The 23,062-nt window shown below is 71.6% G+C and carries 17 protein-coding genes and 1 tRNA gene; 1 reads left to right on the top strand and 17 read right to left on the bottom strand.

Annotated features, from left to right (window positions below; all coding sequences use genetic code 11):
• Positions 1 to 143: 143 nt before the first annotated feature.
• From ACQCO7_RS23935 to ACQCO7_RS23875, 13 genes are all read right to left on the bottom strand, one after another.
• Entirely contained in the window at positions 144 to 1,262 is a 1,119-nt protein-coding gene (locus ACQCO7_RS23935) for a DUF6615 family protein (RefSeq protein WP_464073763.1), read from the bottom strand.
• Positions 1,259 to 1,897 (bottom strand): hypothetical protein, encoded by a 639-nt coding sequence (locus ACQCO7_RS23930; protein ID WP_363174664.1) that lies wholly within the window; start codon positions 1,895 to 1,897, stop codon positions 1,259 to 1,261. Before ACQCO7_RS23930 ends, ACQCO7_RS23935 begins: the two co-directional genes overlap by 4 nt.
• Before the next feature lie 255 nt (positions 1,898 to 2,152).
• Positions 2,153 to 2,226 (bottom strand) — tRNA-Thr (locus ACQCO7_RS23925).
• A gap of 82 nt (positions 2,227 to 2,308) precedes the next feature.
• A complete protein-coding gene (locus ACQCO7_RS23920) occupies positions 2,309 to 3,874 on the bottom strand; it encodes an alpha/beta hydrolase (RefSeq protein ID WP_464073762.1) in 1,566 nt (521 codons plus the stop codon).
• 119 nt (positions 3,875 to 3,993) lie between these two features.
• Complete coding sequence (locus ACQCO7_RS23915) at positions 3,994 to 5,199, bottom strand: DNA polymerase III subunit delta' (RefSeq protein ID WP_464073761.1); 1,206 nt, start codon at positions 5,197 to 5,199, stop codon at positions 3,994 to 3,996.
• A gap of 200 nt (positions 5,200 to 5,399) precedes the next feature.
• Positions 5,400 to 8,723: a dTMP kinase gene (gene tmk, locus ACQCO7_RS23910; RefSeq protein ID WP_464073760.1), complete on the bottom strand. Its 3,324-nt coding sequence runs from the start codon at positions 8,721 to 8,723 to the stop codon at positions 5,400 to 5,402.
• A 180-nt stretch (positions 8,724 to 8,903) separates the two neighbouring features.
• Positions 8,904 to 11,741 (bottom strand): type I DNA topoisomerase, encoded by a 2,838-nt coding sequence (gene topA / locus ACQCO7_RS23905; RefSeq protein ID WP_464073759.1) that lies wholly within the window; start codon positions 11,739 to 11,741, stop codon positions 8,904 to 8,906.
• A gap of 271 nt (positions 11,742 to 12,012) precedes the next feature.
• Complete coding sequence (locus ACQCO7_RS23900) at positions 12,013 to 12,240, bottom strand: hypothetical protein (protein ID WP_464073758.1); 228 nt, start codon at positions 12,238 to 12,240, stop codon at positions 12,013 to 12,015.
• Positions 12,241 to 12,439: 199 nt separating this feature from the next.
• Entirely contained in the window at positions 12,440 to 13,966 is a 1,527-nt protein-coding gene (locus tag ACQCO7_RS23895; RefSeq protein ID WP_464073757.1) for a DUF7059 domain-containing protein, read from the bottom strand.
• A gap of 136 nt (positions 13,967 to 14,102) precedes the next feature.
• On the bottom strand, positions 14,103 to 14,777 hold the full coding sequence (locus tag ACQCO7_RS23890; RefSeq protein WP_464073756.1) for a small secreted protein: 675 nt from the start codon (positions 14,775 to 14,777) through the stop codon (positions 14,103 to 14,105).
• Between the two features lie 211 nt (positions 14,778 to 14,988).
• Positions 14,989 to 17,343, bottom strand: a complete 2,355-nt coding sequence (locus ACQCO7_RS23885; RefSeq protein WP_464073755.1) for a sodium-translocating pyrophosphatase — start codon at positions 17,341 to 17,343, stop codon at positions 14,989 to 14,991.
• A gap of 220 nt (positions 17,344 to 17,563) precedes the next feature.
• A complete protein-coding gene (locus tag ACQCO7_RS23880) occupies positions 17,564 to 17,956 on the bottom strand; it encodes an ATP-binding protein (protein ID WP_464073754.1) in 393 nt (130 codons plus the stop codon).
• 108 nt (positions 17,957 to 18,064) lie between these two features.
• On the bottom strand, positions 18,065 to 18,406 hold the full coding sequence (locus tag ACQCO7_RS23875; RefSeq protein WP_464073753.1) for an STAS domain-containing protein: 342 nt from the start codon (positions 18,404 to 18,406) through the stop codon (positions 18,065 to 18,067).
• 80 nt (positions 18,407 to 18,486) lie between these two features.
• Between ACQCO7_RS23875 and ACQCO7_RS23870 the strand changes: the two genes are divergently transcribed.
• Positions 18,487 to 20,907: a DEAD/DEAH box helicase gene (locus tag ACQCO7_RS23870; RefSeq protein WP_464073752.1), complete on the top strand. Its 2,421-nt coding sequence runs from the start codon at positions 18,487 to 18,489 to the stop codon at positions 20,905 to 20,907.
• 178 nt (positions 20,908 to 21,085) lie between these two features.
• On the opposite strand, the gene ACQCO7_RS23865 is transcribed toward ACQCO7_RS23870, so the two are convergent.
• The 4 genes from ACQCO7_RS23865 to ACQCO7_RS23850 form a co-directional block, all read right to left on the bottom strand.
• Positions 21,086 to 21,445, bottom strand: a complete 360-nt coding sequence (locus ACQCO7_RS23865; protein WP_464073751.1) for an Rv3654c family TadE-like protein — start codon at positions 21,443 to 21,445, stop codon at positions 21,086 to 21,088.
• The gene (locus tag ACQCO7_RS23860) at positions 21,442 to 21,792 is read right to left on the bottom strand and encodes a TadE family type IV pilus minor pilin (RefSeq protein WP_464073750.1); all 351 of its coding nucleotides are present in this window, start codon (positions 21,790 to 21,792) and stop codon (positions 21,442 to 21,444) included. Before ACQCO7_RS23860 ends, ACQCO7_RS23865 begins: the two co-directional genes overlap by 4 nt.
• Positions 21,779 to 21,916 carry a DUF4244 domain-containing protein gene (locus ACQCO7_RS23855; RefSeq protein WP_370516984.1) on the bottom strand — a complete coding sequence of 46 codons (138 nt, stop codon included), beginning with the start codon at positions 21,914 to 21,916 and terminating at the stop codon, positions 21,779 to 21,781. The genes ACQCO7_RS23860 and ACQCO7_RS23855 overlap by 14 nt, the downstream gene beginning before the upstream one ends.
• A gap of 199 nt (positions 21,917 to 22,115) precedes the next feature.
• Complete coding sequence (locus ACQCO7_RS23850; RefSeq protein ID WP_464073749.1) at positions 22,116 to 22,904, bottom strand: type II secretion system F family protein; 789 nt, start codon at positions 22,902 to 22,904, stop codon at positions 22,116 to 22,118.
• Positions 22,905 to 23,062: the final 158 nt, after the last annotated feature.

Here is a 23,062-nt window from a genome sequence, read left to right as displayed (position 1 = left end):
ACAGGAACCAGATCGGCCTTCGAACCTCGATCGTCAATGAGTCTCCGTCGGTGTACTGACGGAGATTCTGTGTTTGTGTAGCAAGGATTTTCCGGGCCTAGGACAGGTTGTCGCGTCGGTTGGGCGCCGGGTTCCGCTTTCCCTTAGTTATCCGCCTCCAGGTTCACGAGAACCGCACCAGCGGCTCGCTCATCCGGAGCGATGGCGTCATCTCCAAGGATCATGCCTCGCACGCGGTTCGGCAGCTCGGATGGCGGGCGCTCCGCGATTTCCTTCATGCGCCGGTACAGCGGCCATTGCCTCAAGTCGCGAGGCTGCTCGCCGGCGGCCCCCGCCAAGCCGAGTTCCTGGTCGAGGGCGTCCCGTTCCATTCGCCGAACATCCTCGGTCTCAGTGGGCTGAACTCGCCCACTGGCCCTGGGCCTAGCGGGCCGCGACGGCACGTCAGGCCTCACCGTGAGGGGACCGTACTCCTCGTTCAAGGCGACTTGGAGTTCCTTGACCGCTGCCCGGTGAAGGTCCCTCACTCGCCGATACGGCGCCTCCGCCCTCCGGCCCTCGGACTCATTCTCATCGCACAGAACACGGTGCCACGGCAGGCTCCGGTCCTTCACGTACGAAGTGCGGGCCCGGCTGAGGAGCAAGGCCCGCTGCACGACGAGGGCAGAGGCGATGGTGCACCCAAACTGTCGTTCACCAACGGGGCCGTGGCGGCAGCCCGCCAGTGACCCTGGCAGGAGGTCTGACTGCCAGCTCCGACGGTTGTAGAACACGTAGGCGGGCAAGCACCCTGAGGCGACAGCGTCCTCGATCAGGAGGTCGCTTTGCAGGCGCCCTTTGTTGGGCCGGTACCGAAGCTTGTAAGTACCGTCCCACTCCTCGCGCTTAGCTTGGACCCTCATGCCGAAGCCGATGTCTCCGGCATAGAACCACCATTCCCAGTCCGCGCCGTTCGTGGCTTCCTCAGTGCCCGTGAACCAGCGGACTGCCACGCGGTCCGCGTGCTCCATGCTGATGGTCGTCAGATGATGTTCGGTGAGCCCCACCTCGCCGGGTGCCTGGCCTTTCCGATGGCCGTGAGACAACCGCCCGAAGGTGTACTCGGAGCACAGGCTCAATGTGCGGCAGAGCGACTTCTCGCGCAGGTCGCGGCCACAGAATCGGCAGAACCGAGAGTCGGCCGATGTCTCGCGGCCACACTGGCAAAGCTGCTCCACGTCGCCTTGCTCCGAGCCAGCAGTCCCCTTGATCTTCGAGATCATCCATTGGCCTGCTCGCGCAGACCGCGGGCGAGCGCTGCATGGCGACGCATGACCGCTACGGTGCCCAAATCCACCTTGTCCTGGCTGTGCTCCTCCCCGCAGGGACAGATGCTCCAGCCTTCCTCCTCCACGCGGTCGGCAACGCTGTCCACCAACACCGCCAGTTCGTCGAGCACCCCCACCGGAATCTCCGCCGCCCCGCCGGCATGACGCTTCACGAGCGCGGCACCGATCTCCGTAGCGAGGTCCAGGAGATGAGCTGCTGCCGCGCCGTCGTCGTTGAGGCTCGCGTACTTCCCGGCCTGCGCAGCGGCCGTGACCAGATGCCCCAGCGACTCGACGGGAACGTTGACCGTGCGGTCGTCGATCCGTACCGGCCGTACCGCATGAGGACCGGCGGCTCCCTGATCGTGTTCTGTCGCCGCCTTCATGATGATCTCGGCAGCGGCTTCCGGGGTCACCAGATGGACCGCTTCCTCAAGATCCATTCTTGTCTGTCGCGCCATGGTCTCGACGAGATAGGCCGCGACACCCTGAACCGATGTCGACTCCACCTCGACGCCACGGGTCAGCAGTACAGCGCTCGTCTGGGTCACGAGGGTCTTGAACGGAACCAGGTCCATCAGCTCTGCCACAGTCCCCAGCCTAGAAGCGGACGTTGGAGCCTTTCCACAAAACCGGTGTAATCGCCAAGTGATCTGACCGGACCGTTCCATGGCGATGGCGCGCCCTCCCGCGCGCACCCCTCTGCACAGGCTCCGCGCTCATGCGCTCCCCTCGCGCACCCCTTGGATTTGGTGGCACGAACGGAGGGGGCTGTGTCGGCCGACGCGGGGGACGGAAAAGCAAAAGCCTCAGGTCACGGCGAGTGAGTCCTGAGGCTTCTACAGAGCCGCCTTCGGGATTCGAACCCGAGACCTACGCATTACGAGTGCGTTGCTCTGGCCATCTGAGCTAAGGCGGCACGCCGTCCGCACCATGGTGCGGTCAGCAACGGGGTTAAGTCTACACAGTTTCGAAGGGTGCTCCGACCACCCCTGATGGGGTCAGGAGCAGCGCTTGCCGGGCGCTGGGACGGCTCCCGTGAGGAGGTAGGCGTCGATCGCCGAGTCGATGCATTTGCTGCCGCGCCCGTACGCCGTGTGCCCGTCGCCGTCGTACGTGAGGAGGTGCCCGGCGGAGAGCTGGCCCGCGAGGGACTCGGCCCAGCGGTAGGGCGTCGCGGGATCGCGGACCGTTCCGACGACGAGGATCGGCGCGGAGCCCTGCGCGGTGATGCGGTGCGGGGTGCCGGTCGCGCCCACCGGCCAGTACGCGCAGGTCAGGGACGCCCAGCCCATGCCCTCGCCGAAGACGGGGGACGCCTTCTCGAAGGCGGGGAGGGCCGCGCGCACCTCGTCGGGCGTGGAGTACGCCGAGGGGAGGTCGAGGCAGTTCACCGCCGCGTTGGCGGACATGAGGTTGGCGTAGCGGCCCGTGGAGTCGCGTTCGTAGTAGCTGTCGGCGAGGACGAGGAGACCGGCGCCGTCGTTCTCGCGGATCGCGGACGAGAGGGCCTCGCGGAGCTGTTCCCACGCGCTCTCGTCGTACATCGCGGCGATCACGCCGGTCGTCGCGAGGGCCTCGCCCAGCTTGCGGCCGTCCGCGTCGCCCGTGGGGATCGGGTGCGCGTCGAGGCGCCGGAAGAACGCCTTCAGGCCCGCGCCGACCTGCGCGGGCGTGCCGCTGAGGGGGCAGTCGGGGTGCCGTACGCAGTCCTTCGCGAACGACTGGAACGCGGTCTCGAAGCCGGCGGTCTGGTCGAGGTTCATCCGGCGGGCGGTCAGGGAGGGGTCCATCGCGCCGTCGAGGACGAGGCGGCCGACGCGGCCGGGGAACAGGCCCGCGTACGTCGCGCCGAGGAACGTGCCGTACGACGCGCCCACGTACGTCAGCTTCGGGTCGCCCAGTGCCGCGCGCAGGATGTCCATGTCGCGCGCGGCCTCGACGGTCGAGACGTGCCGCAGCAGCTTGGGGGCGTCGGCGCCGCAGCCTTCCGCGAACTTCTGGTACGCCCCCACCAGCGCGTCCGTCTCCCGCTGGTCGTCGGGGGTCGTGTCGGTCTGCGTGTACGCGTCCATCGCGCGCCCGTCGAGACACTCCACGGGTTCGCTGCGCGCGACCCCGCGCGGGTCGACGGCGACCATGTCGTACCGCGCGCGCACCGGCGCCGGGTAGCCGAGGCCGGCGTACTGCTGGAGGTAGCCGACCGCCGAGCCGCCCGGCCCGCCGGGGTTGACCAGCAGCGATCCCAGCCGCTTGCCCGGACCCGTGGCCTTCTTCCGGGCCACCGCGAGCCGGACGTCCCCCTGCGCCGGCTTCGCGTAGTCCAGCGGCGCCTTCATCGTCGCGCACTCGAAGCCCGGCACCCCGCAGCTGCGCCACCGCAGCTTCTGCCCGTAGTACGACGACAGTTCGGCCGGCGTGGCCTTCGGCAGCGCCACCAGCTCGGCCCGCGCGGCGTCGGCCACCGAGGCGGCACCCCCGGCGGAACAGCCGCTCAGCAGCAGCGCCGCCGAGGCGAGCGACGCGATCAGGACGGTGGGGGGTCGGAGGAGGCGGCTGAGACTCATACACCGAGAGTAACGCTGAGCGACGACATGAACACGATTCGCCCAGGATTCACCCCGTACGAGTGACGGTCAGTCAACTCGCGGTGACGTCAAGGCGATCGAGGCACGCCCGAAAAACCTCAGCCCGCCCGCAGCGCCATCGTCATCGCCTCCACCGCCAGCAACGGCGCCACGTTCCGGTCCAGCGCCACCCGGCACGCCCCGATCGCCTCGATCCGCCGCAACGTCGCCTCCGCGGACCCCTCCCGGGCGAGCCGCTCCAGCGTGTCCTCCGCGTCCGCGTTGGCGAGGGCGACCCGCGTGCCGAGCTGGAGGGCGAGGACGTCGCGGTAGAAGGCCGTGAGGTCGGTGAGCGCGAGGTCGAGGCTGTCGCGCTGGGTACGGGTCCGGCGGCGTTTCTGCTTGTCCTCCAGGTCCTTCATCACCCCGGCGGTGCCGCGCGGCATCCGGCTGCCCTGGGTCGCGCCGAGCGCCGCCTTCAGCTCGTCGGTCTCCTTCACGTCGACCTCCTCGGCGAGCACCTTCGCGTCCTCGGCCGCCGCGTCGACGAGTTCCTGCGCGGCCTTCAGCGCGCCGCCGATCTCACCGACGCGCAGCGGCAGCTTCAGCACGGACGCGCGCCGCTCCCGCGCGGCCGGGTCGGTCGCGAGGCGCCGCGCGCGGTCGACGTGCCCCTGCGTCGCGCGCGCGACGGAGGCCGCGACGTCCGGCGCGATGCCCTCGCGCCGGACCAGCATGTCGGCGACGGCGGCGACGGACGGCGTACTCAGGTTGAGGTGCCGGCAGCGGGAGCGGATCGTCGGCAGGACGTCTTCGAGGGACGGCGCGCACAGCAGCCAGACGGTACGCGGCGCCGGTTCCTCGACGGCCTTCAGCACCGCGTTCGCCGACTTCTCGTTCAGCCGTTCCGCGTCCTCGACGAGGATGATCTGCCAGCGGCCGGTCGCCGGGGACGTGAACGACTTCCTGACCGTGTCCCGCATGTCCTCCGCGAGGATCTGCGTACCGACGGCGGCGACGGTCGTCACGTCCGCGTGCGTCCCGATCAACGCCGTATGGCACCCGTCGCAGAACCCGCACCCCGGCGCGCCCCCCAGCGCCCGGTCCGGACTGACGCACTGCAACGCCGCCGCGAACGCCCGCGCCACCTGCGTACGACCGGCGCCGGGAGGCCCGGTGAACAACCAGGCGTGCGTCATCGACGATGCCTCGGGAGGCGGCGCACCGGTGGTGGCGGCGGTCACGAACGCGTCGGCGTCCCGAGCGGCGGCCCCCAACTGCTCGCTGACCCGCTCCTGCCCGACAAGGTCGTCCCACACACTCACCTGGCCGACCACCTTCCGTTTCGTCCCACTCGGCGCTGCGGGTTCCATTGTGCGTGGCGCCACTGACAAACGAAGACCAGCCCACATCTTCAGGGGCGCGGGGCTGTGTCTGATCTGCGGCTACCGCCGCGCGGGCGCGAGAAACCACGAAGGCGCCGCACCCGCCTTACGGCAGATGCGGCGCCCCGTGACGCGCCTGCCTACCGCCGGCGCCCCTCATCGTCATCCCGCCGAGACCCCAGCAACTCATCGGCCAACGACGGCAGATCGTCCAACGGCGTCTCCTCGGCCCAGTCGGACCGAGGCCGCCGACGAGGCGCCCCGCTCTCATCGACCTGAGGCAACTCCCGCGTACGGTCCTCCCGCTCCTCCCGGAAGAACCCCGGCGGCACCCGATCGGCAGGCCGCTCCCCCGCCGAAGCCCCCGGAACCGGCGGCAGCACAGCCGTCTCCTCCGCATCGGCGTCCACAGCCCAGGACGGCCGCGCGGAAGCGGACGGCTGAGGCAGCTCGGCCGTCACGTCCCCCAGCCCCGAAGCCACGTCGTCCTTCACCAACCGAACCGGCGGCAGCACAGCCGTCTCCTCGACGTCCCGCCCCCGCACAGCCTCCTCCGGCGTCACCGCGGGCGTAGGCACGGTGATCGCCTCGGAAGCAGCAGGCCAGCCCCCCTTCTTCCCAGAACCAGCACCAGAACCGGAACCGGACCCAGCACCGGACCCACCCCGAGCCACAGGCCAAGCCGCCGACTCCCCGGACTCGGTCCGCACATCCCGCCCCTCGGAAGCCCCCCCGGCACCCCCACGCGCGGCAGGCCAACTCACCGCCCCCGCACCGGTCCCGGGCTCGCCAACGGCGGGCCACCCCCCACCCGCGACAGGCGTACCGTGCGCCGGCGTCCGAGGCCCGGCCGCAGCAGCGGCAGCCGCCGCCTCAGCAGCCCGACGCGCCTCCTCGGCCCGCACCAGCGCCTCCTCCGCGCGCCGCTGCTTCTCGACCCGCCGGGCCTCGGCCTCGGCACGCAGCCGCGCCTCCTCCTCGGCCTGCTGACGACGCCGCTCCGCCTCGGCGGCACGCCGCGCCTCTTCCTCGGCGCGCGCCTTCTCCTCCGCGAGGAGCCGGACCCGCTCCTCCTCGGCCCGCTTGCGCGCTTCCTCCGCGCGCACACGCGCCTCCTCGGCCTGCCGTTCGGCCTCGCGCCGCTGCGCCTCCTCCAGCTCGCGCCGCTTGCGCTCCTCCTCCTCGGCACGGAGCTTGGCGAGCTGCTCCTGGCGCTCGCGCTCCAGGCGCTCCTCCTCGGCCTTGCGGGCGGCCTCTTCCTCGGCCTTGCGCCGGGCCTCCTCCTCGGCCTTCCTGCGCGCCTCCTCCTGGGCCTTGATCTCGGCCTCGGACAGCGGCAGCAGCTGGTCGAGCCGCGCGCGGACGACGGTCGTCACGGACTCGGGCTCCTGGCCCGCGTCGACGACGAGGTAGCGCCCGGGGTCGGCGGCGGCGAGCGTGAGGAAACCGGACCGCACGCGCGCGTGGAACTCGGCGGGCTCCGACTCCAGCCGGTCCGGCGCCTCGGTGAACCGCTCGCGCGCGGTCTCCGGCGAGACGTCGAGCAGGACGGTCAGATGCGGTACGAGACCGTCGGTCGCCCAGCGCGAGATGCGCGCGATCTCGACCGGCGACAGGTCGCGCCCGGCGCCCTGGTAGGCGACGGAGGAGTCGACGTACCGGTCGGTGATGACGACGGCGCCGCGCTCAAGGGCGGGCCGTACGACGGTGTCGACGTGCTCGGCACGGTCGGCGGCGTACAGCAGCGCCTCCGCGCGGTGCGAGAGGCCGGCCGAGGAGACGTCGAGGAGGATCGAGCGCAGCCGCTTGCCGACCGGCGTGGCGCCGGGCTCGCGGGTGAGGACGACCTCGTGGCCCTTGGCCCTTATCCACTCGGCGAGCGCCTCCGCCTGGGTGGACTTGCCGGCGCCGTCGCCGCCCTCCAGGGCGATGAAGAAGCCGGTCGTGGCGGGCGCGGTGGCGGGTTCCGAGCCGCCGAGGAGCGCGTCGCGCAGGTCCTGGCGCAGGGGGACGCCGGAGCGGTCGTCGACCTTGGCGAGGACCAGCGCGGCGACGGGCAGCAGCAGCGCGCCGACCAGCATCAGGGTGAACGCGGCGCCGCCGTGCGCGAAGACGAACCGGCCGCTCTCCAGGCGGTGCGGGCCGATCAGCGCGGCCACGAGGGGCGCGATCAGCGCGGCGAACCCGACGAAGACCCGGACGACCGCGTGCAGGTGCTCGGTGACCCGCGCACGGCGGCTGTCCTCGGTCTCCTGGTCGAGCAGCGCGTGCCCGGTGTTGGCGGCGACACCCGCGCCCACGCCCGCGAGGGCGGCGAGCAGCAGGACCGTCGCGTTGTCCGGGACGAGCCCGGCGGCCAGCAGCGCCACGCCGGTGACCGCGATGGCCAGCGCCAGCAGGCGGCGGCGCGACAGCGCGGGCAGGATCTTGGCCGCCGTACGGATGCCGACGACGACTCCGCCGGTCAGGCCGAGGACGAGCAGGCCGTACGAGATCGGGCCGCCGCCCAGGTCGACGGCCTGGAGGACCGACACCGCCACGGCGGCGGCGATCGCGCCCGCGATGGCGCCGCAGGCCGTCACCAGCAGCGGGATCGCGCCGGTGCGGCCGGTCTCGGAGCCGGTGCCCGCGCGCGGGCGGCGCAGGCCCTCCAGCGGGGACCGCGCGCGCGGGGTGCGCACCTTGGGCAGTTCCAGCGCGGAGACGACCGACAGGGACGCGGCGAACAGGCCCGCCGCGACGTACGACGCGAGCGCCGCCTGGTGCTGGTCGAACCAGGCGACACCGGCGCCCAGCAGGACGTTCACCAGACCGGCCGCGATCAGGACGGCGCCGCCGAGCGGGATCGCCGCGAAGCTCGTGCGCAGCGACAGGCGGCGCAGGGCGTCCATGTGGTCCGGGAGCGGCCGTACGGTCGCCCCCTCGGGCGGCGGCGCCGGCAGCAGCGCGGGCGCGGCGCCCTCGCGCGTGATGGTCCACAGCCGCTCGGCGACGCCGGTCACGAAGACCGTCGCGAGCAGCAGCACCAGCGCGTTGCCCGGCGTCCAGTCGATCCACAGGGGCGCGACGATCAGCAGCACCGCGCGCACGCCGTCCGCACCCGCCATCGTCCAGCGGCGGTCCAGCGGGCCGTCGGGGGAGGTGAGCGAGGTCAGCGGGCCGAGCAGGACGGCCCCGAACAGGACGGTGGCCGCGGCGCGCACGCCGAGCACGAGCGCCACGGACAGGGCCATGCCGCGGTATCCGCCGCCCAGCGATTCCTGGGCGACGACGGCCTGAAGCGTGAGGAACACCAGCACGAGGACGGCGAGGGCATCCCCCACCCCGCCCACCAGCTGCGCACTCCACAACCGCCGCAACTGCGGCTGCCTGAGCAACGCCCGCACGGCGCGCTCGCGTGAGTCCACCACCAGGGCGTCATTCTCTGCCGGGTGAAGGCCCGTCGGCTGCTCGGCTCGCGTCATGCTTTCAGCCTATCCGCCCCCACTGACAGCCCACCCCATACGACCACTCTCGCCCGACCTCGGCCCCCACCGAAACCCCACCAGACCCTCACCACTCCCCCGCACCCGTCCCCCGCACCCGAAAACGACAGAGCCCCGCGCCACGCCACCCTCGGCGCGACACGGGACCCTGTCCCTCGCTCAGTCCTCCGCAGCCGCCCGGGAAGCAGCGCTCTTCTTCGCCGCAGCCGCCGCAGCCGTCGTCTTCTTCGCGGTGGTCGTCTTCTTGGCCGCCGTCTTCTTCGCGGCAGCCGTCTTCGTAGCCGCCGCCTTCTTCGCCGGAGCCTTCTTGGCGGGCGCCTTCTTCGCGGTCTTCTTCACCGGCGCCTTCGCCCGTTTCTCCGCGAGGAGTTCGAAGCCCCGCTCGGGGGTGATCTCCTCGACGCTGTCGCCGGACCGGAGCGTCGCGTTGGTCTCGCCGTCGGTGACGTACGGCCCGAAACGGCCGTCCTTGACGACGACGGGCTTCCCGCTGACGGGGTCCGCGCCGAGCTCCTTCAGCGGAGGCTTGGCGGCGGCCCGGCCACGCTGCTTGGGCTGGGAGTAGATCTCCAGCGCCTCTTCGAGGGTGATCGTGAAGAGCTGGTCCTCGGTCTGGAGGGACCGCGAGTCGGTGCCCTTCTTGAGGTACGGCCCGTAGCGCCCGTTCTGCGCGGTGATCTCGACGCCCTCGGCGTCGGCGCCCACCACGCGCGGGAGGGACATCAGCTTGAGCGCGTCGTCGAGGGTGACCGTGTCGAGGGCCATCGACTTGAAGAGCGAGGCGGTGCGCGGCTTGACCGCGTTCTTCCCGGTCTTCGGCGTCCCCTCGGGCAGCACCTCGGTGACGTACGGCCCGTAGCGCCCGTCCCGCGCGATGATCTGGTGCCCGGAGACGGGGTCGGTGCCGAGCTCGAAGTCCCCGGAGGGCTTCGCGAGGAGTTCCTCGGCCATCTCGACGGACAGTTCGTCGGGCGCGAGGTCCTCGGGGATGTCCGCGCGCTGGTGCCCCTCGGCGTCCTTCTCCCCGCGCTCGATGTACGGCCCGTACCGCCCGACCCGCAGGACGATCCCGCTGCCGACGGGGAACGACGACACCTCGCGCGCGTCGATCGCGCCGAGGTCGGTCACCAGCTCCTTGAGCCCGCCGAGGTGGTCCCCGTCGCCGTTGCCCGCGTCGGCCGCGCCGCCCGCGGCGCCGGTGCCCTCGCCGAAGTAGAACCGCTTGAGCCACGGCACGGACTTCGCCTCACCGCGTGCGATGCGGTCGAGGTCGTCCTCCATGCGGGCGGTGAAGTCGTAGTCGACGAGCCGCCCGAAGTGCTTCTCCAGGAGGTTGACGACGGCGAAGGACAGGAACGACGGGACGAGCGCCGTGCCCTTCTTGAAGACGTAGCCGCGGTCGAGGATGGTCCCGATGATCGACGCGTACGTCGACGGGCGGCCGATCTCGCGCTCTTCGAGCTCCTTGACGAGGGACGCCTCGGTGTAGCGCGCCGGGGGCTTCGTCGCGTGCCCGTCGACCGTGATCTCCTCGGCGGTCAGCGGGTCGCCCTCGGTGACCTGCGGGAGGCGCCGCTCGCGGTCGTCCAGTTCGGCGTTCGGGTCGTCCGCGCCCTCGACGTACGCCTTCAGGAAGCCGTGGAAGGTGATCGTCTTGCCGGAGGCGGTGAACTCGACGTCCCGGCCGTCCGCGGCGGTGCCGCCGATCTTGACGGTGACGCTGTTGCCGGTGGCGTCCTTCATCTGGGAGGCGACCGTGCGCTTCCAGATCAGCTCGTAGAGGCGGAACTGGTCGCCGGTCAGGCCGGTCTCGGCGGGGGTGCGGAAACGATCACCCGAGGGGCGGATCGCCTCGTGCGCCTCCTGCGCGTTCTTGACCTTGCCGGCGTACGTGCGCGGGGCGGAGGGGAGGTAGTCGGCGCCGTACAGCTGCGTGACCTGCGCGCGGGCGGCGTTGATCGCCGTGTCGCTGAGGGTCGTCGAGTCCGTACGCATGTAGGTGATGAAGCCGTTCTCGTACAGCTTCTGCGCCACCTGCATGGTCGCCTTCGCGCCGAAGCCGAGCTTGCGGCTGGCCTCCTGCTGGAGGGTCGTCGTACGGAAGGGGGCGTACGGCGAGCGGCGGTACGGCTTGGACTCGACCGACCGGACGGCGAACCGGGTCTCCTGGAGGGCGGCGGCCAGGGCGCGGGCGTTCGCCTCGTCGAGGTGGAGGATCTGCTCGCTCTTGAGTTGTCCCAGGGAGTCGAAGTCGCGGCCCTGCGCGACCCGCCTGCCGTCGACGGTCTGGAGGCGGGCGACCAGCGACGACGGGTCCGACGAGTCCCCGGCGCGGCCGGTCGCGAAGGTCCCCGTCAGGTCCCAGTACTCAGCAGAACGAAAAGCGATGCGCTCGCGTTCCCGCTCGACCACGAGTCGTGTCGCGACGGACTGGACGCGGCCCGCCGACAGCTTCGGCATGACCTTCTTCCACAGGACCGGCGAGACCTCGTAGCCGTAGAGGCGGTCGAGGATGCGGCGGGTCTCCTGGGCGTCGACGAGCTTCTGGTTGAGCTGGCGCGGGTTGGCGACGGCGGCCCGGATCGCGTCCTTGGTGATCTCGTGGAAGACCATCCGCTTGACCGGGATCGTCGGCTTGAGGACCTGCTGGAGGTGCCACGCGATGGCCTCGCCCTCGCGGTCCTCATCGGTGGCCAGGAAGAGTTCGTCGGACTCCTTGAGGAGGTCCTTCAACTTCTTGACCTGCGCGCGCTTGTCGGCGTTGATCACATAGATGGGCTGGAAGTCGTTCTCGACGTCCACGCCGAGGCGGCGCACCTCGCCGGTGTACTTCTCCGGCACCTCGGCGGCGCCGCTCGGAAGGTCGCGGATGTGCCCGACGCTGGCCTCGACGATGTATCCGGGGCCGAGATAGCCCTTGATCGTCTTCGCCTTGGCGGGCGACTCGACGATGACGAGTCGCCTGCCGCCCTTCGCGGTCTCGCTTGTCGGGGACAACTTCGCTCTTCTCTCCGGATCGACGCTGGGGGCCTCCCCAGGCTTCGTCCCGGGGCACGGTCATGGTGACGCTGCGGAGTGTGACGGTACCTCCCGCCCCCGTGTCAAACGGGAAAAGCCCGCAACGGCCACTCGAACGGTAACCCGACTACCGCCATTCCTGCCGCCCGGAGTCCCGACCGACGTATTCAGGACGGCCACCGCCGCCCCACCCCGCCGACCGGTACGGCGCTCCCGCGCGCGGTGTCCCCGCGCCGCACCGGACGCGCGCTCACACCCGCGTGAGGCACCACGCCGCGACGGCCAGCGACGCCACGGCGGCGGCCGTGGCGAACGTCACCGCGACCCCTTGCCCGACCCCCTGGGCGACCGGCTGCCGCTGACGCGCGCGTACGGTCGTCCACACCAACAACCCGCCCCCGAACAGCGCGAACACCGCCCCCGCGAAGACCGCCGGCCCGCTCTCCATGTCCGTCCACGCCCCCTCGTCGCCCCGCACGCGCGTGCGGCTGCGCCGGACCCTGCCACACCCGGACGGCACCCCGGCGAACCTCAGGTGAACACGGCCCCGACGCTCCCTCGGCCCTCGGACGAAACCCGGCGCACCGACGCACACGCCGGGCACACACCACCCGCGCGCGGGTGCCTTTCCGGCCGACTTCCGCGCGCGGGCCGAGGCCGAGGTCGAGCGCCCCGCCTCAGTCCCCGGCCACCGGCTCCAGGAACCCCTGCTCCACCAGCATCCGGATCTGCGCGGGCGTGCGGTCGCGCAGGACGACCTGGTCCTCGCCGAGGAGCTGGGCGATCGCGTCGAGGATCACGCCGGCGGCCAGCGAGCCGTCGCACACGCCCGCGAACCCGGCGCCGACGGTGTCGACCTTGGTGGCCCGGCGCATGCCCCGGTGCTGGCGCAGGACGACGTGTTCGGGGTCCTCGGCGCCGGGCAGGCCGACCTGTTCCTGGACGACCTCGGCGGCCAGCCTGAACCGCGCGGCGAGGAGGGCCGCGTCGTCGTGGCCGCGGAGGTAGTCGACGCGGTCGAAGTGGGCGCGGACCGCGTCCCCCAGCGGCTGCTCGACGGAGTGCGGCCACTCCTCGACGGTGACGGACGGCTCGGCGGCGGCGGCCTTGCGCAGGGTGATCCACCCGAACCCGACGGCCTTCACCTTGCGCGCCTCGAACTCGTCCAGCCAGGCGTCGTAGCGCGCCTCGTAGGCCGCCGGATCGTCGCGGTGGTCCCCGGCGTCGCGCAGCCACAGTTCGGCGTACTGGGTGACGTCCTGGACCTCGCGCTGGACGACCCACGCGTCGCACCCGCGCGGGATCCACGAGCGCAGCCGGTCCTGCCAGTCCTCGCCCTCGACGTGCTGCCAGTTGGCGAGGAACTGCGCGTACCCGCCCTCGTTCAGCCGCACGCCCGCGCCCTGGACGAGCGCGCGGCACAGGTCGTCGCCGCCCATCCCGCCGTCCCGGTACGTCAGGCGTGCGCCCGGGGAGATCACGAAGGGCGGGTTGGAGACGATCAGGTCGTACGACTCGTCGTCGCGCAGCGGCTCGTACAGCGAGCCCGCGCGCAGGTCGGCCGCCGGGACGCCGGACAGGGCGAGCGTGAGGGCGGTGATGTGCAGCGCGCGCGGGTTGAGATCGGTGGCCGTCACGCGCGTGGCGTGCCGGGCGGCGTGCAGGGCCTGGATGCCGGACCCGGTGCCGAGGTCGAGCGCGGCGCCCACGGGCGTGCGGACGGTGATCCCGGCGAGCGTCGTGGAGGCGCCGCCGACGCCGAGCACGACACCGGCGTCGGCACTCTTCCCGATGCCGCCCGCCCCGCCGACCGCGCACCCGAGGTCGGACACGACGAACCAGTCCTCGCCGTCGGGCCCACCGTACGGCCGTACGTCGACGGTCGCCGCGACCGTGTCGCCCGCGCGCGTGAGCCAGCCGCTCTCGACGCACGCGTCCACCGGCAGCACGCCGGCCACGCGCGCGTGCGGCACGGTCCGCTGCAACAGGAAGAGCCGTACGAGGGCCTCCAGCGGCGTGTCGCCGCGTGTCGCGCGCACCGCGGGCACCGTCTCGCTGCGGGCCAGCGCCGTGTACGCGGGGGCGCCGAGCAGGTCGAGGAGCCCGTCGGCGGTGAAGGAGGCCGCGAGCAGCGCCTCCCGCAGCCGGACGGTCACATCGACGTGGTCGGACGAGGGCAGCGGGGAGGGGGTGACTTCACTCACCCGCTCATTGTCCCCCGTACGCACGCGCGGGTGCGGCTCGCGGTCGGCCGTACGCGCGCGTGGGCGGCTGCGGACGTTGTCGAGCGGCCCCTCCGAGTCCCGCCGGCCGTACGCGTGCGTGGGCGGCCGTCGGCCCTCAGCCCGCCGTGGAAGCCGACGGCGACGACCCCTTGGCCGGACCCGTCGCAGACCCCGACGGCGACGGCGAGGCCGCCGGTGCCGAGGGCGTCCCCGCGTCGGCCGGTGCCGAGGGGGCCGCCGTCTGCTTGCAGGTGTCCTGTTCCACCATCGCCCGCTTGACGTCCCCGGTCTCCAGGTCCGTCAGCGCCGTGTCGCTGGTTTTGAGCGTCTTCAGGTCGGAGGCCACCGCTTCGAGCCCGACGGAGAACTTGGCCTCGCTCTTCGTGTCGAGCGCGTCCGTCTTGGTCTTGAGCCCGGCGTACGACGTGGACAGCGAGGTGAGCGCCGTGACGGCGTTCTGCTGCTTCGTGGCGCCGCCCTCGACCCCGGGCGGCGCCCCGGCGGAGCTGATGGCGTCAGCGAGCCCCTTGTAGCCGTCGGCCTGCTGCTGGAACGCCAGGGACAGCGTCTGCTGGACCTCCTTCGGCGGGAGGCCGTTGGTGGAGACCTTCTGGATGGAGGCACCGGCCGTGTCGATCTTGGCCTTGAGGGCGGGGATGTCGGAGCAGAGCTTCCCGGCCCAGGCGACGAGGTCCTTGTCGACCTCGTTGTTCTTCTGGTTGCTGCAACCCGACAGCGTCAGTATCAGGACCGCACCGCCGGACAGTACGGCCGCAAGCTTCTTGTTCACCGGATCGGTCCCTTCCTTGGCTCTCGGCCACGGAAACATACACGCCGACCGGACCCGCACCGCCGGGAGAGCGGCCTCTATAGGGGACTATCGGGACCTTTGTCCCCCACACCCGCTCCCCCGTTCCCGGGAGAGAAGCCTCACGGCGCGCAAGGGCGGACGGCCCACGCACGGACCGCCCGCCCTATAGGGACGACGTTCTGTACAGAACTTACGTAACGGCCGCCCTATGGTGCGCGCCTGTCGCCTCCTCGGACTCCTCCTCGTCCCCCACCGTGATCCCGCGCCGCTTGGACACGTACACCGCGCCCACGATCACCGCGAGGGACAGCACCGAGATCAGCACCCGTATCCCGACGCTCTTGTCCACGCCGTACGAGAACTTGATCACGGCGGGAGCGATCAGCAGGGAGACGAGGTTCATGACCTTCAGCAGGGGGTTGATAGCGGGCCCGGCGGTGTCCTTGAAGGGGTCGCCGACCGTGTCGCCGATGACGGTCGCGGCGTGTGCCTCGCTGCCCTTGCCGCCGTAGTGGCCGTCCTCGACGAGCTTCTTGGCGTTGTCCCAGGCGCCCCCGGAGTTCGCGAGGAAGACGGCCATCAGCGTGCCCGTCCCGATCGCCCCCGCGAGGTACGCGCCGAGCGCCCCGACGCCGAGCGTGAACCCGACGAAGACGGGCGCCATGACGGCGAGCAGACCCGGCGTCGTCAACTCCCTGAGCGCGTCCTTCGTACAGATGTCGACGACCCGCCCGTACTCGGGTTTCTCGGTGTAGTCCATGATCCCGGGGTGTTCCCGGAACTGCCGCCGCACCTCGTAGACGACCGAACCGGCCGACCGGGACACGGCGTTGATCGCGAGCCCGGAGAACAGGAAGACGACGGCCGCGCCGGCGATCAGCCCGACGAGGTTGTTGGGCTGCGAGATGTCCATCATCAGGCTCATCGGCGCGCCCTCCCCGCTGAGCTGCTCGCCGACGTCCCGCGCGCCCGTGGTGATGGCGTCCCGGTACGACCCGAAGAGCGCCGAGGCGGCGAGTACGGCGGTGGCGATGGCGATGCCCTTGGTGATGGCCTTGGTGGTGTTGCCGACGGCGTCGAGGTTGGTGAGCACCTGCGCGCCCGCGCCCTGGACGTCGCCGGACATCTCCGCGATGCCCTGCGCGTTGTCGGAGACGGGCCCGAAGGTGTCCATGGCGACGATGACGCCGACGGTCGTCAGCAGCCCCGTCCCGGCCAGCGCGACCGCGAACAGGGCGAGCATGATCGACGTACCGCCGAGCAGGAACGCGCCGTAGACCCCCAGGCCGATCAGGAGGGCGGTGTAGACGGCCGATTCGAGGCCGATGGAGATCCCGGCCAGAATGACCGTCGCGGGGCCCGTGAGGGACGTCTTGCCGATGTCCTGCACGGGCCTGCGGGTGGTCTCCGTGAAGTAGCCGGTGAGCTGCTGGATGAGCGCGGCCAGCACGATCCCGATCGCGACGGCGACCAGCGCGAGGATCCGCGGGTCGCCGCCCCGGCCGCTGATCGCGGTGTCGGTGACGCCGTCCAGGTCGCCGTACGAACCCGGCAGGTAGACGAAGACGGCGACGGCGACGAGTGCGAGGGAGATCACAGCCGAGATGAAGAAGCCTCGGTTGATGGCGCTCATGCCGCTGCGGTCGGCGCGGCGGGGCGCCACCGCGAAGATGCCGATCATGGCGGTGACCACCCCGATCGCCGGGACGAGCAGCGGGAACGCGAGCCCCGCGTCGCCGAAGGCGGCCTTGCCGAGGATCAGCGCGGCGACCAGCGTCACGGCGTACGACTCGAAGAGGTCGGCGGCCATGCCCGCGCAGTCGCCGACGTTGTCGCCCACGTTGTCGGCGATGGTCGCGGCGTTGCGGGGGTCGTCCTCCGGGATGCCCTTCTCGACCTTGCCGACCAGGTCGGCGCCGACGTCGGCGGCCTTGGTGAAGATGCCGCCGCCGACCCTCATGAACATGGCGATGAGAGCGGCGCCGAGGCCGAAGCCCTCCAGGACCTTGGGGGCGTCGGCCGCGTAGACGAGGACGACGCAGGAGGCGCCGAACAGGCCGAGGCCGACGGTGAACATGCCGACGACTCCGCCGGTACGGAATGCGATCTTCATCGCCTTATGCGATACAGCGGTGAGATCTTTCTCCGGCTCCCCCTCGGCCGGAGTCGCTTCTCTGGCCGCCGCCGCGACCCGTACATTGCTGCGCACCGCGAGCCACATGCCGATATAGCCGGTGGCCGCGGAGAACCCCGCGCCGACCAGAAAGAAAGCCGACCTTCCGGCCCGTTGATTCCAGTCGTCGGCGGGGAGCAACATCAACAGGAAGAACACGATCACCGCGAATACGCCGAGCGTGCGCAACTGCCTGGCGAGATACGCGTTCGCGCCTTCCTGGACCGCCGCCGCGATCTTCTTCATGCTGTCGGTGCCCTCGCCGGCAGCCAGTACCTGGCGCACCAGCACACCCGCGACCACCAGGGCGGCGAGCGCCACGACAGCGATCACCGCCACCAGGACACGATTTCCGTCGGTCAGCTCCGCCATTCGTCCTCCTTGACGTTTGGGCTGAGCTCCTGAGATGTGGACGGATTGTAGGTACCGGAACCCGATCAATACAGTGCGCGGCAGGCAGAATTCGCCGCTGCGTCAAGTAATGCGGCGAGGGCATTAAGATTCTTTTGACGAATCCACTGTAAGTGTTGATCACCGGGTCCGCACATGCCGAAGGGCCCCGCTGAGGGGGCCCTTCGGTACTGCTGTCGTATTACGCCGGTGTCGTCGGCCATGTCATCCGGATGAGACCCGGCGTGACCTGGACGTCGTCCACGAGCCCGCTGATGACCGCGAGGCCCATGTCGTCCTCCTCGGTCTCCGCGCCGCCCGACGGACCGTCACCGGGGGCGGTGACCGACGCCTCGTCGCCGACCTCGATGGAGAACTGCTTCTCCTCCTCGATCAGCGCGACCTGCACGGGTGCGGTGAGGCCCGCGCTCTGGTGGAGCCCCACCGCGCGCGTACATGCCTCGCCGACGGCGAGCCGGACCTCGTCGAGTACGGCCTCGTCCACTCCGGCCCTGCGCGCCACCGCTGCCGCCACCAGTCGGGCGGTCCTGACGTGCTCGGGCAGCGCGCTGAAGCGGAGTTCAACGGTGGCCATGCGTCCCCCTCGGAACTACGGGCGTGCTTGTGGGAAGGCCGGACCGCCGGTGTACGGCGGCCCGGTCCCCCCGGTTGTTCAGTTCGTCGTACCGCTGGTGGGCGGAGGTCAGTCGGTGGCCTCGACGGCATCCGTGACCGAGGTGTGGATCGGGAACACCTTGGTGAGCCCCGTGATCCGGAAGATCTTCAGAATGCGCTCCTGGTTGCAGACCAGGCGCAGCGAGCCCTCGTGGGCACGCACACGCTTGAGGCCGCCGACCAGGACGCCGAGCCCGGTGGAGTCGAGGAAGTCCACGCCCTCCATGTCCACGACGAGGTGGAAATTCCCGTCGTTCACCAGCTCGACCAGCTGCTCGCGCAGCTTGGGCGCGGTATATACGTCGATTTCGCCACCGACCTTGACGATCGTGCGATCGCCGATGGTCTCGGTCGACAGGGACAGGTCCACGGATCCTCCAGCACCTTGCTATCGAGCGGTCGCCCCTCGGGACACCTAGGCAGGAGCCCCTGGACGGTTCGCCAGCCGCGATGGCATTCAATCACTTACCGGCAGGCGTGCACGACGCCTTCGCTCCATTGTCCGTCACGCCGGTGACACACTCGGTGCCGATGGCAAAGAATCACCGATCCGATCGACCCTCGCCGCAGGCGCTGCTGCACAGCCTCGCCGCGGGGTCCGACCGTGCCTCGCGCATCACCCATACGGAGCACTTGCCCCCGCGCGCGGGCCGTCATGCCGTCTGGCCGCACCGGATCCGCGCGGAAGTGGTCGCGGCCGTACAGGAGTACGGCATCGAGCACCCCTGGGCGCACCAGGCACTGGCCGCCGAACACGCCCTGGACGGCGAGTCGGTGATCGTTGCCACAGGCACCGCCTCGGGCAAGTCGCTGGCTTATCTGGTACCGGTCCTGTCGGCCCTCCTGGACGGCTCCGAGGCCCCCAACGGCCGTGGCGCGACAGCCCTCTACCTCGCGCCGACGAAGGCGCTGGCGGCGGATCAGCTCCGATCCGTGAAGGAACTTTCACAACCTCTCGGCACCGCGGTGCGTCCTGCCGTGTACGACGGTGACACTCCGGTCGAGGAGCGGGAGTGGGTCCGCCAGTACGGCACGTACGTCCTCACCAACCCCGACATGCTGCACCGCGGCATCCTCCCCTCGCACCCGCGCTGGTCCTCGTTCCTGAAGTCCCTGAAGTACGTCGTGGTGGACGAATGTCACACCTACCGGGGCGTGTTCGGCTCCCACGTCGCCCAAGTCCTGCGCCGGCTGCGGCGGCTGTGCGCGCGGTACGGCTCCTCCCCGGTGTTCCTGCTGGCCTCCGCGACCGCCGCCGAGCCCGCGGTCACCGCCGGGCGTCTGACGGGCCTGCCGGTCGTCGAGGTCGCCGACGACGCCTCCCCGCGCGGCGAGCTGGTCTTCGCCCTCTGGGAGCCGCCGCTGACCGACCTGCACGGCGAGAAGGGCGCTCCGGTGCGGCGTACGGCGATAGCCGAGACCGCCGGCCTGCTGACCGACCTCGCGGTCCAGGGGGCGCGTACGGTCGCCTTCGTGCGCTCCCGGCGCGGGGCCGAGCTGATCTCCGTCATCGCCCAGGAGCGGCTCTCCGAGGTCGACCGGTCGCTCGCGCGGCGGGTGGCCGCGTACCGGGGCGGATACCTGCCCGAGGAGCGGCGGGCGCTCGAACAGGCGCTGCACTCCGGGGAGCTGCTGGGACTGGCCGCCACGACGGCCCTGGAGCTGGGCGTGGACGTCTCCGGGCTCGACGCCGTCCTCATCGCCGGGTACCCCGGTACCCGCGCGTCCCTGTGGCAGCAGGCGGGGCGTGCGGGGCGGGGCGGTGAGGGGGCGCTCGCGGTCCTCGTCGCGCGGGACGATCCGCTGGACACGTTCCTCGTCCACCATCCCGAGGCGCTGTTCGACCAGCCCGTCGAGTCGACGGTCCTCGACCCCGACAACCCGTACGTCCTGGCGCCCCACTTGTGTGCGGCTGCCTCGGAACTTCCGCTCACCGAGGAGGACTTCTCGCTCTTCGGCCCCTCCGTCAAGGACCTCCTCCCCCAGCTGGAGGCCGCGCGGCTGCTGCGCCGGCGCACCAAGGCGTGGCACTGGACACGCCGGGAACGGGCCGCCGACCTCGCCGACATCCGGGGCGAGGGGGGTACGCCGGTCCAGATCGTCGAGGCGGGTACGGGGCGGCTCCTCGGCACCGTCGACGCCGGGTCCGCGCACACGAGCGTCCACGAAGGGGCTGTGCACCTGCATCAGGGCCGTACGTATCTCGTGCGCGCGCTGGATCTCGACGACTCCACGGCGTTGGTCGAGGAGGCCGACCCGCCCTACTCGACGATCGCCCGCGATACGACGGCTGTCGCGGTGCTGTCCGTCGACGCCGAGATCCCTTGGGGCGAGGGGACGTTGCACTACGGCTCGGTGGAGGTGACGAACCAGGTGGTGTCGTTCCTGCGTCGCAGGGTCCTGACGGGCGAGGTCCTGGGCGAGACGAAGCTGGATCTGCCGCCCCGCACACTCCGCACCCGCGCGGTCTGGTGGACGGTGACGGAATCCCAGCTCGACCACGCCACCATCTCCCCGGAGATCCTGGGAGGCGCCCTCCACGCCGCCGAGCACGCCTCCATCGGGATGCTCCCCCTCTTCGCGACCTGCGACCGCTGGGACATCGGCGGCGTCTCGATCCCCCTGCACCCGGACACGCTCCTGCCGACGGTCTTCGTGTACGACGGCCACCCGGGCGGCGCGGGCTTCTCGGAACGCGCCTTCCACACGGCGCGAACCTGGCTGACAGCCACCCTGGAGGCCATCAAGTCCTGCCCCTGCGAGGCGGGCTGCCCGTCCTGCATCCAGTCCCCCAAGTGCGGCAACGGCAACGAGCCGCTGCACAAGCGGGGGGCGATACGGCTGTTGGGGGAGCTGCTGCGGGGGGCGTGAAGGGGTGCGGCGGGGGCGTGCGGGGCGGCATGGGGGCGGGTCGGGGGCGTGAAGGCACGGGAAGGCGGCTGAAGCGGAGCAACCAAGACGGCGAGCGGCCCGACTCCCTTGGGGCGCGGGGCCGAACCGGTGTGCGGCTCCGCCGCGCGGGCGCGACCAGCGCGCGACGAACCCGCACTCACCCACCGACCTCACCTCCCTCCCCCACAACCCCCGCCCGAGCGCGCCCCTCCGCCTCGAACGGCCCCGCCCCCACCGCCACCGTCAGATCCACGACACCCCCCGCCACGGAACACCGCACCACCCGCCCACCCTGGGCCCGAGCCACCCCCCGAGCCCGCTCACAGGCCACCCCCGCCCCCTCCAGCGCCCTCCCCGCCCCCGCCAGCGCCGCGAGGTCCGCCCCACCGGCCGCCCGGTGCCGTACGACGACGGCCTGCCCCAGCGCCAGCACCGCCCCGAACACGACACACAGCGCGGCGACGACCACGACCCCCCACACGCTCGCGGACCCCCGGTCCCGAGAACCCCCTTTCACCGCTCCACACCCTCGGCCACGGCAACAGCCTCCTCCCGCACCTCGAACGGCAACCCCCCGAACCCGACCGGCTTGGCGACGACGACCACCCGAACCTGATCCCCCTCCCGCCCGACCGACACCCGCGCGCCCCGAGGGGCGGTCGCCCGGACCACCCGGACGACCACCTCCTCGGTCTCCTCCCGCGCAGCGGCCCGCGCACCGGCACTCGCCGCGTCCACACACCGGATCTGCACGACGACCGAAAGCAGCCCCCAGACCAACGCCATCGCAAACGCGACCAGCACAGGCAACACCACGGCCGCCTCGGCGGTGACGAACCCCCGATCCCGCTCACACCGTCGCACTGAGCGCCCTCGAAACGATCGCCGCCAGTTGCCCGGACACGGCATCGCTGGTCACAACCTTGTAGAAGGCCATCGCGAACGCAACGGCGACCAAGATGCCGACCGCGTACTCCGAGGTCGCCATGCCGGCATCCCGCCCACCCCTCCGGGCACGCACCCGACACCCCCACCCACGCACGCGAGCCCGCGCAGCCCGCCACACGTCGGCCTGTCCCATCCCGGCCCGACCCATTCCAACCTGGTACATCCCGACCTCCAACAGTCCATCTCTCATTCGCTTCACACCGCTCTCGACCACTCACCCCGCCCTCACCCCACAGCGATCACCCACCCATCACCCCTCCCGCCAGCCCGACCATCACCGGCACCACCCCCATCACCACGAACGCCGGCAGAAAACACAGCCCCACCGGAGCCGTGACCAACACCCCGGCCCGCCGGGCCCGAGCCGTGGCCGACCGCAACCGCTCCGCCCGCGCGTCCGCCGCAAGCCGCGCCACGGGCCCGGCCGCAGGCACCCCGGACACATCGGCCCGCTCAAGAAGCCGAGCCAACCCCTCCGCCCCCGGCACCCGGGCCAACCGCCCCCACGCGTCCCCGGGTTCACCCCCGAGCCGCACCTCGGCGGCCCCCCGGGCAAGCCCCTCCCCCACAGGCCCGCCCAGCGCCTCCCCCACAGCCTGAGCCGCGACGACAGGCCCGGCCCCGGCGGCAACGCACGCGGCCAGCAGATCTGCGGCCAAGGGAAGCTGCCGAGCCGCAGCCACCGCGTCGACCACCTCCCCACGCTCCCCGGCGCTCCTCTCGCGCCCACGCCGCCACCGCCACACCCCGACGGCCCCCACCACCCCGAGCACGCCCCCGAGCCCCCCACCGACAAGCACCCAGGCGACCCCCACAACCCCCGCCTCAAGCCCCCACCGCCGCCCCAGCTCCCACACCCGCACCCTCGGCACACTCGCCTCGGCCACCATCCGCAGAGCCATCAACTCCGCGAGCCGCCGCCGAACCCTCCGCTCCCGCCGAACCTTCTCCACACCCCGCAGCCCCCACCCGAGCACCGCAAGCACCCCGAGAGCCACCCCCAGCCTGTGGACAACTTCCTGACTCACCCGGCCACCACCTCTCCGAACACCACGAACCGCCTGAACCCCAGCACGCCCGACACGTCACACCGCCTCTCTCCGAACCCCTCCGAAACTCCCCGCCCACCGCCTGCCCCCACAGACCGCACAGCCCTCACCTCCCGAACTCCGCATCCCGAACCGAC

This window comes from Streptomyces saintjeani (assembly GCF_055409605.1).
Note: the sequence above shows the minus strand (reverse complement) of the source record. Positions and strands in the feature narration are given on the sequence as shown.

Excerpts from the sequence above, each read along its gene's own strand:
- ACQCO7_RS23885 (WP_464073755.1), bottom strand. The coding sequence starts at position 17,343 with ATGGCGGAGCTGACCGACGGAAATCGTGTCCTGGTGGCGGTGATCGCT.
- tmk (WP_464073760.1), bottom strand. The coding sequence starts at position 8,723 with ATGACGCGAGCCGAGCAGCCGACGGGCCTTCACCCGGCAGAGAATGAC.
- ACQCO7_RS23870 (WP_464073752.1), top strand. The coding sequence starts at position 18,487 with ATGGCATTCAATCACTTACCGGCAGGCGTGCACGACGCCTTCGCTCCA.
- ACQCO7_RS23880 (WP_464073754.1), bottom strand. The coding sequence starts at position 17,956 with ATGGCCACCGTTGAACTCCGCTTCAGCGCGCTGCCCGAGCACGTCAGG.
- ACQCO7_RS23935 (WP_464073763.1), bottom strand. The coding sequence starts at position 1,262 with ATGATCTCGAAGATCAAGGGGACTGCTGGCTCGGAGCAAGGCGACGTG.
- ACQCO7_RS23855 (WP_370516984.1), bottom strand. The coding sequence starts at position 21,916 with ATGGCGACCTCGGAGTACGCGGTCGGCATCTTGGTCGCCGTTGCGTTC.
- ACQCO7_RS23920 (WP_464073762.1), bottom strand. The coding sequence starts at position 3,874 with ATGAGTCTCAGCCGCCTCCTCCGACCCCCCACCGTCCTGATCGCGTCG.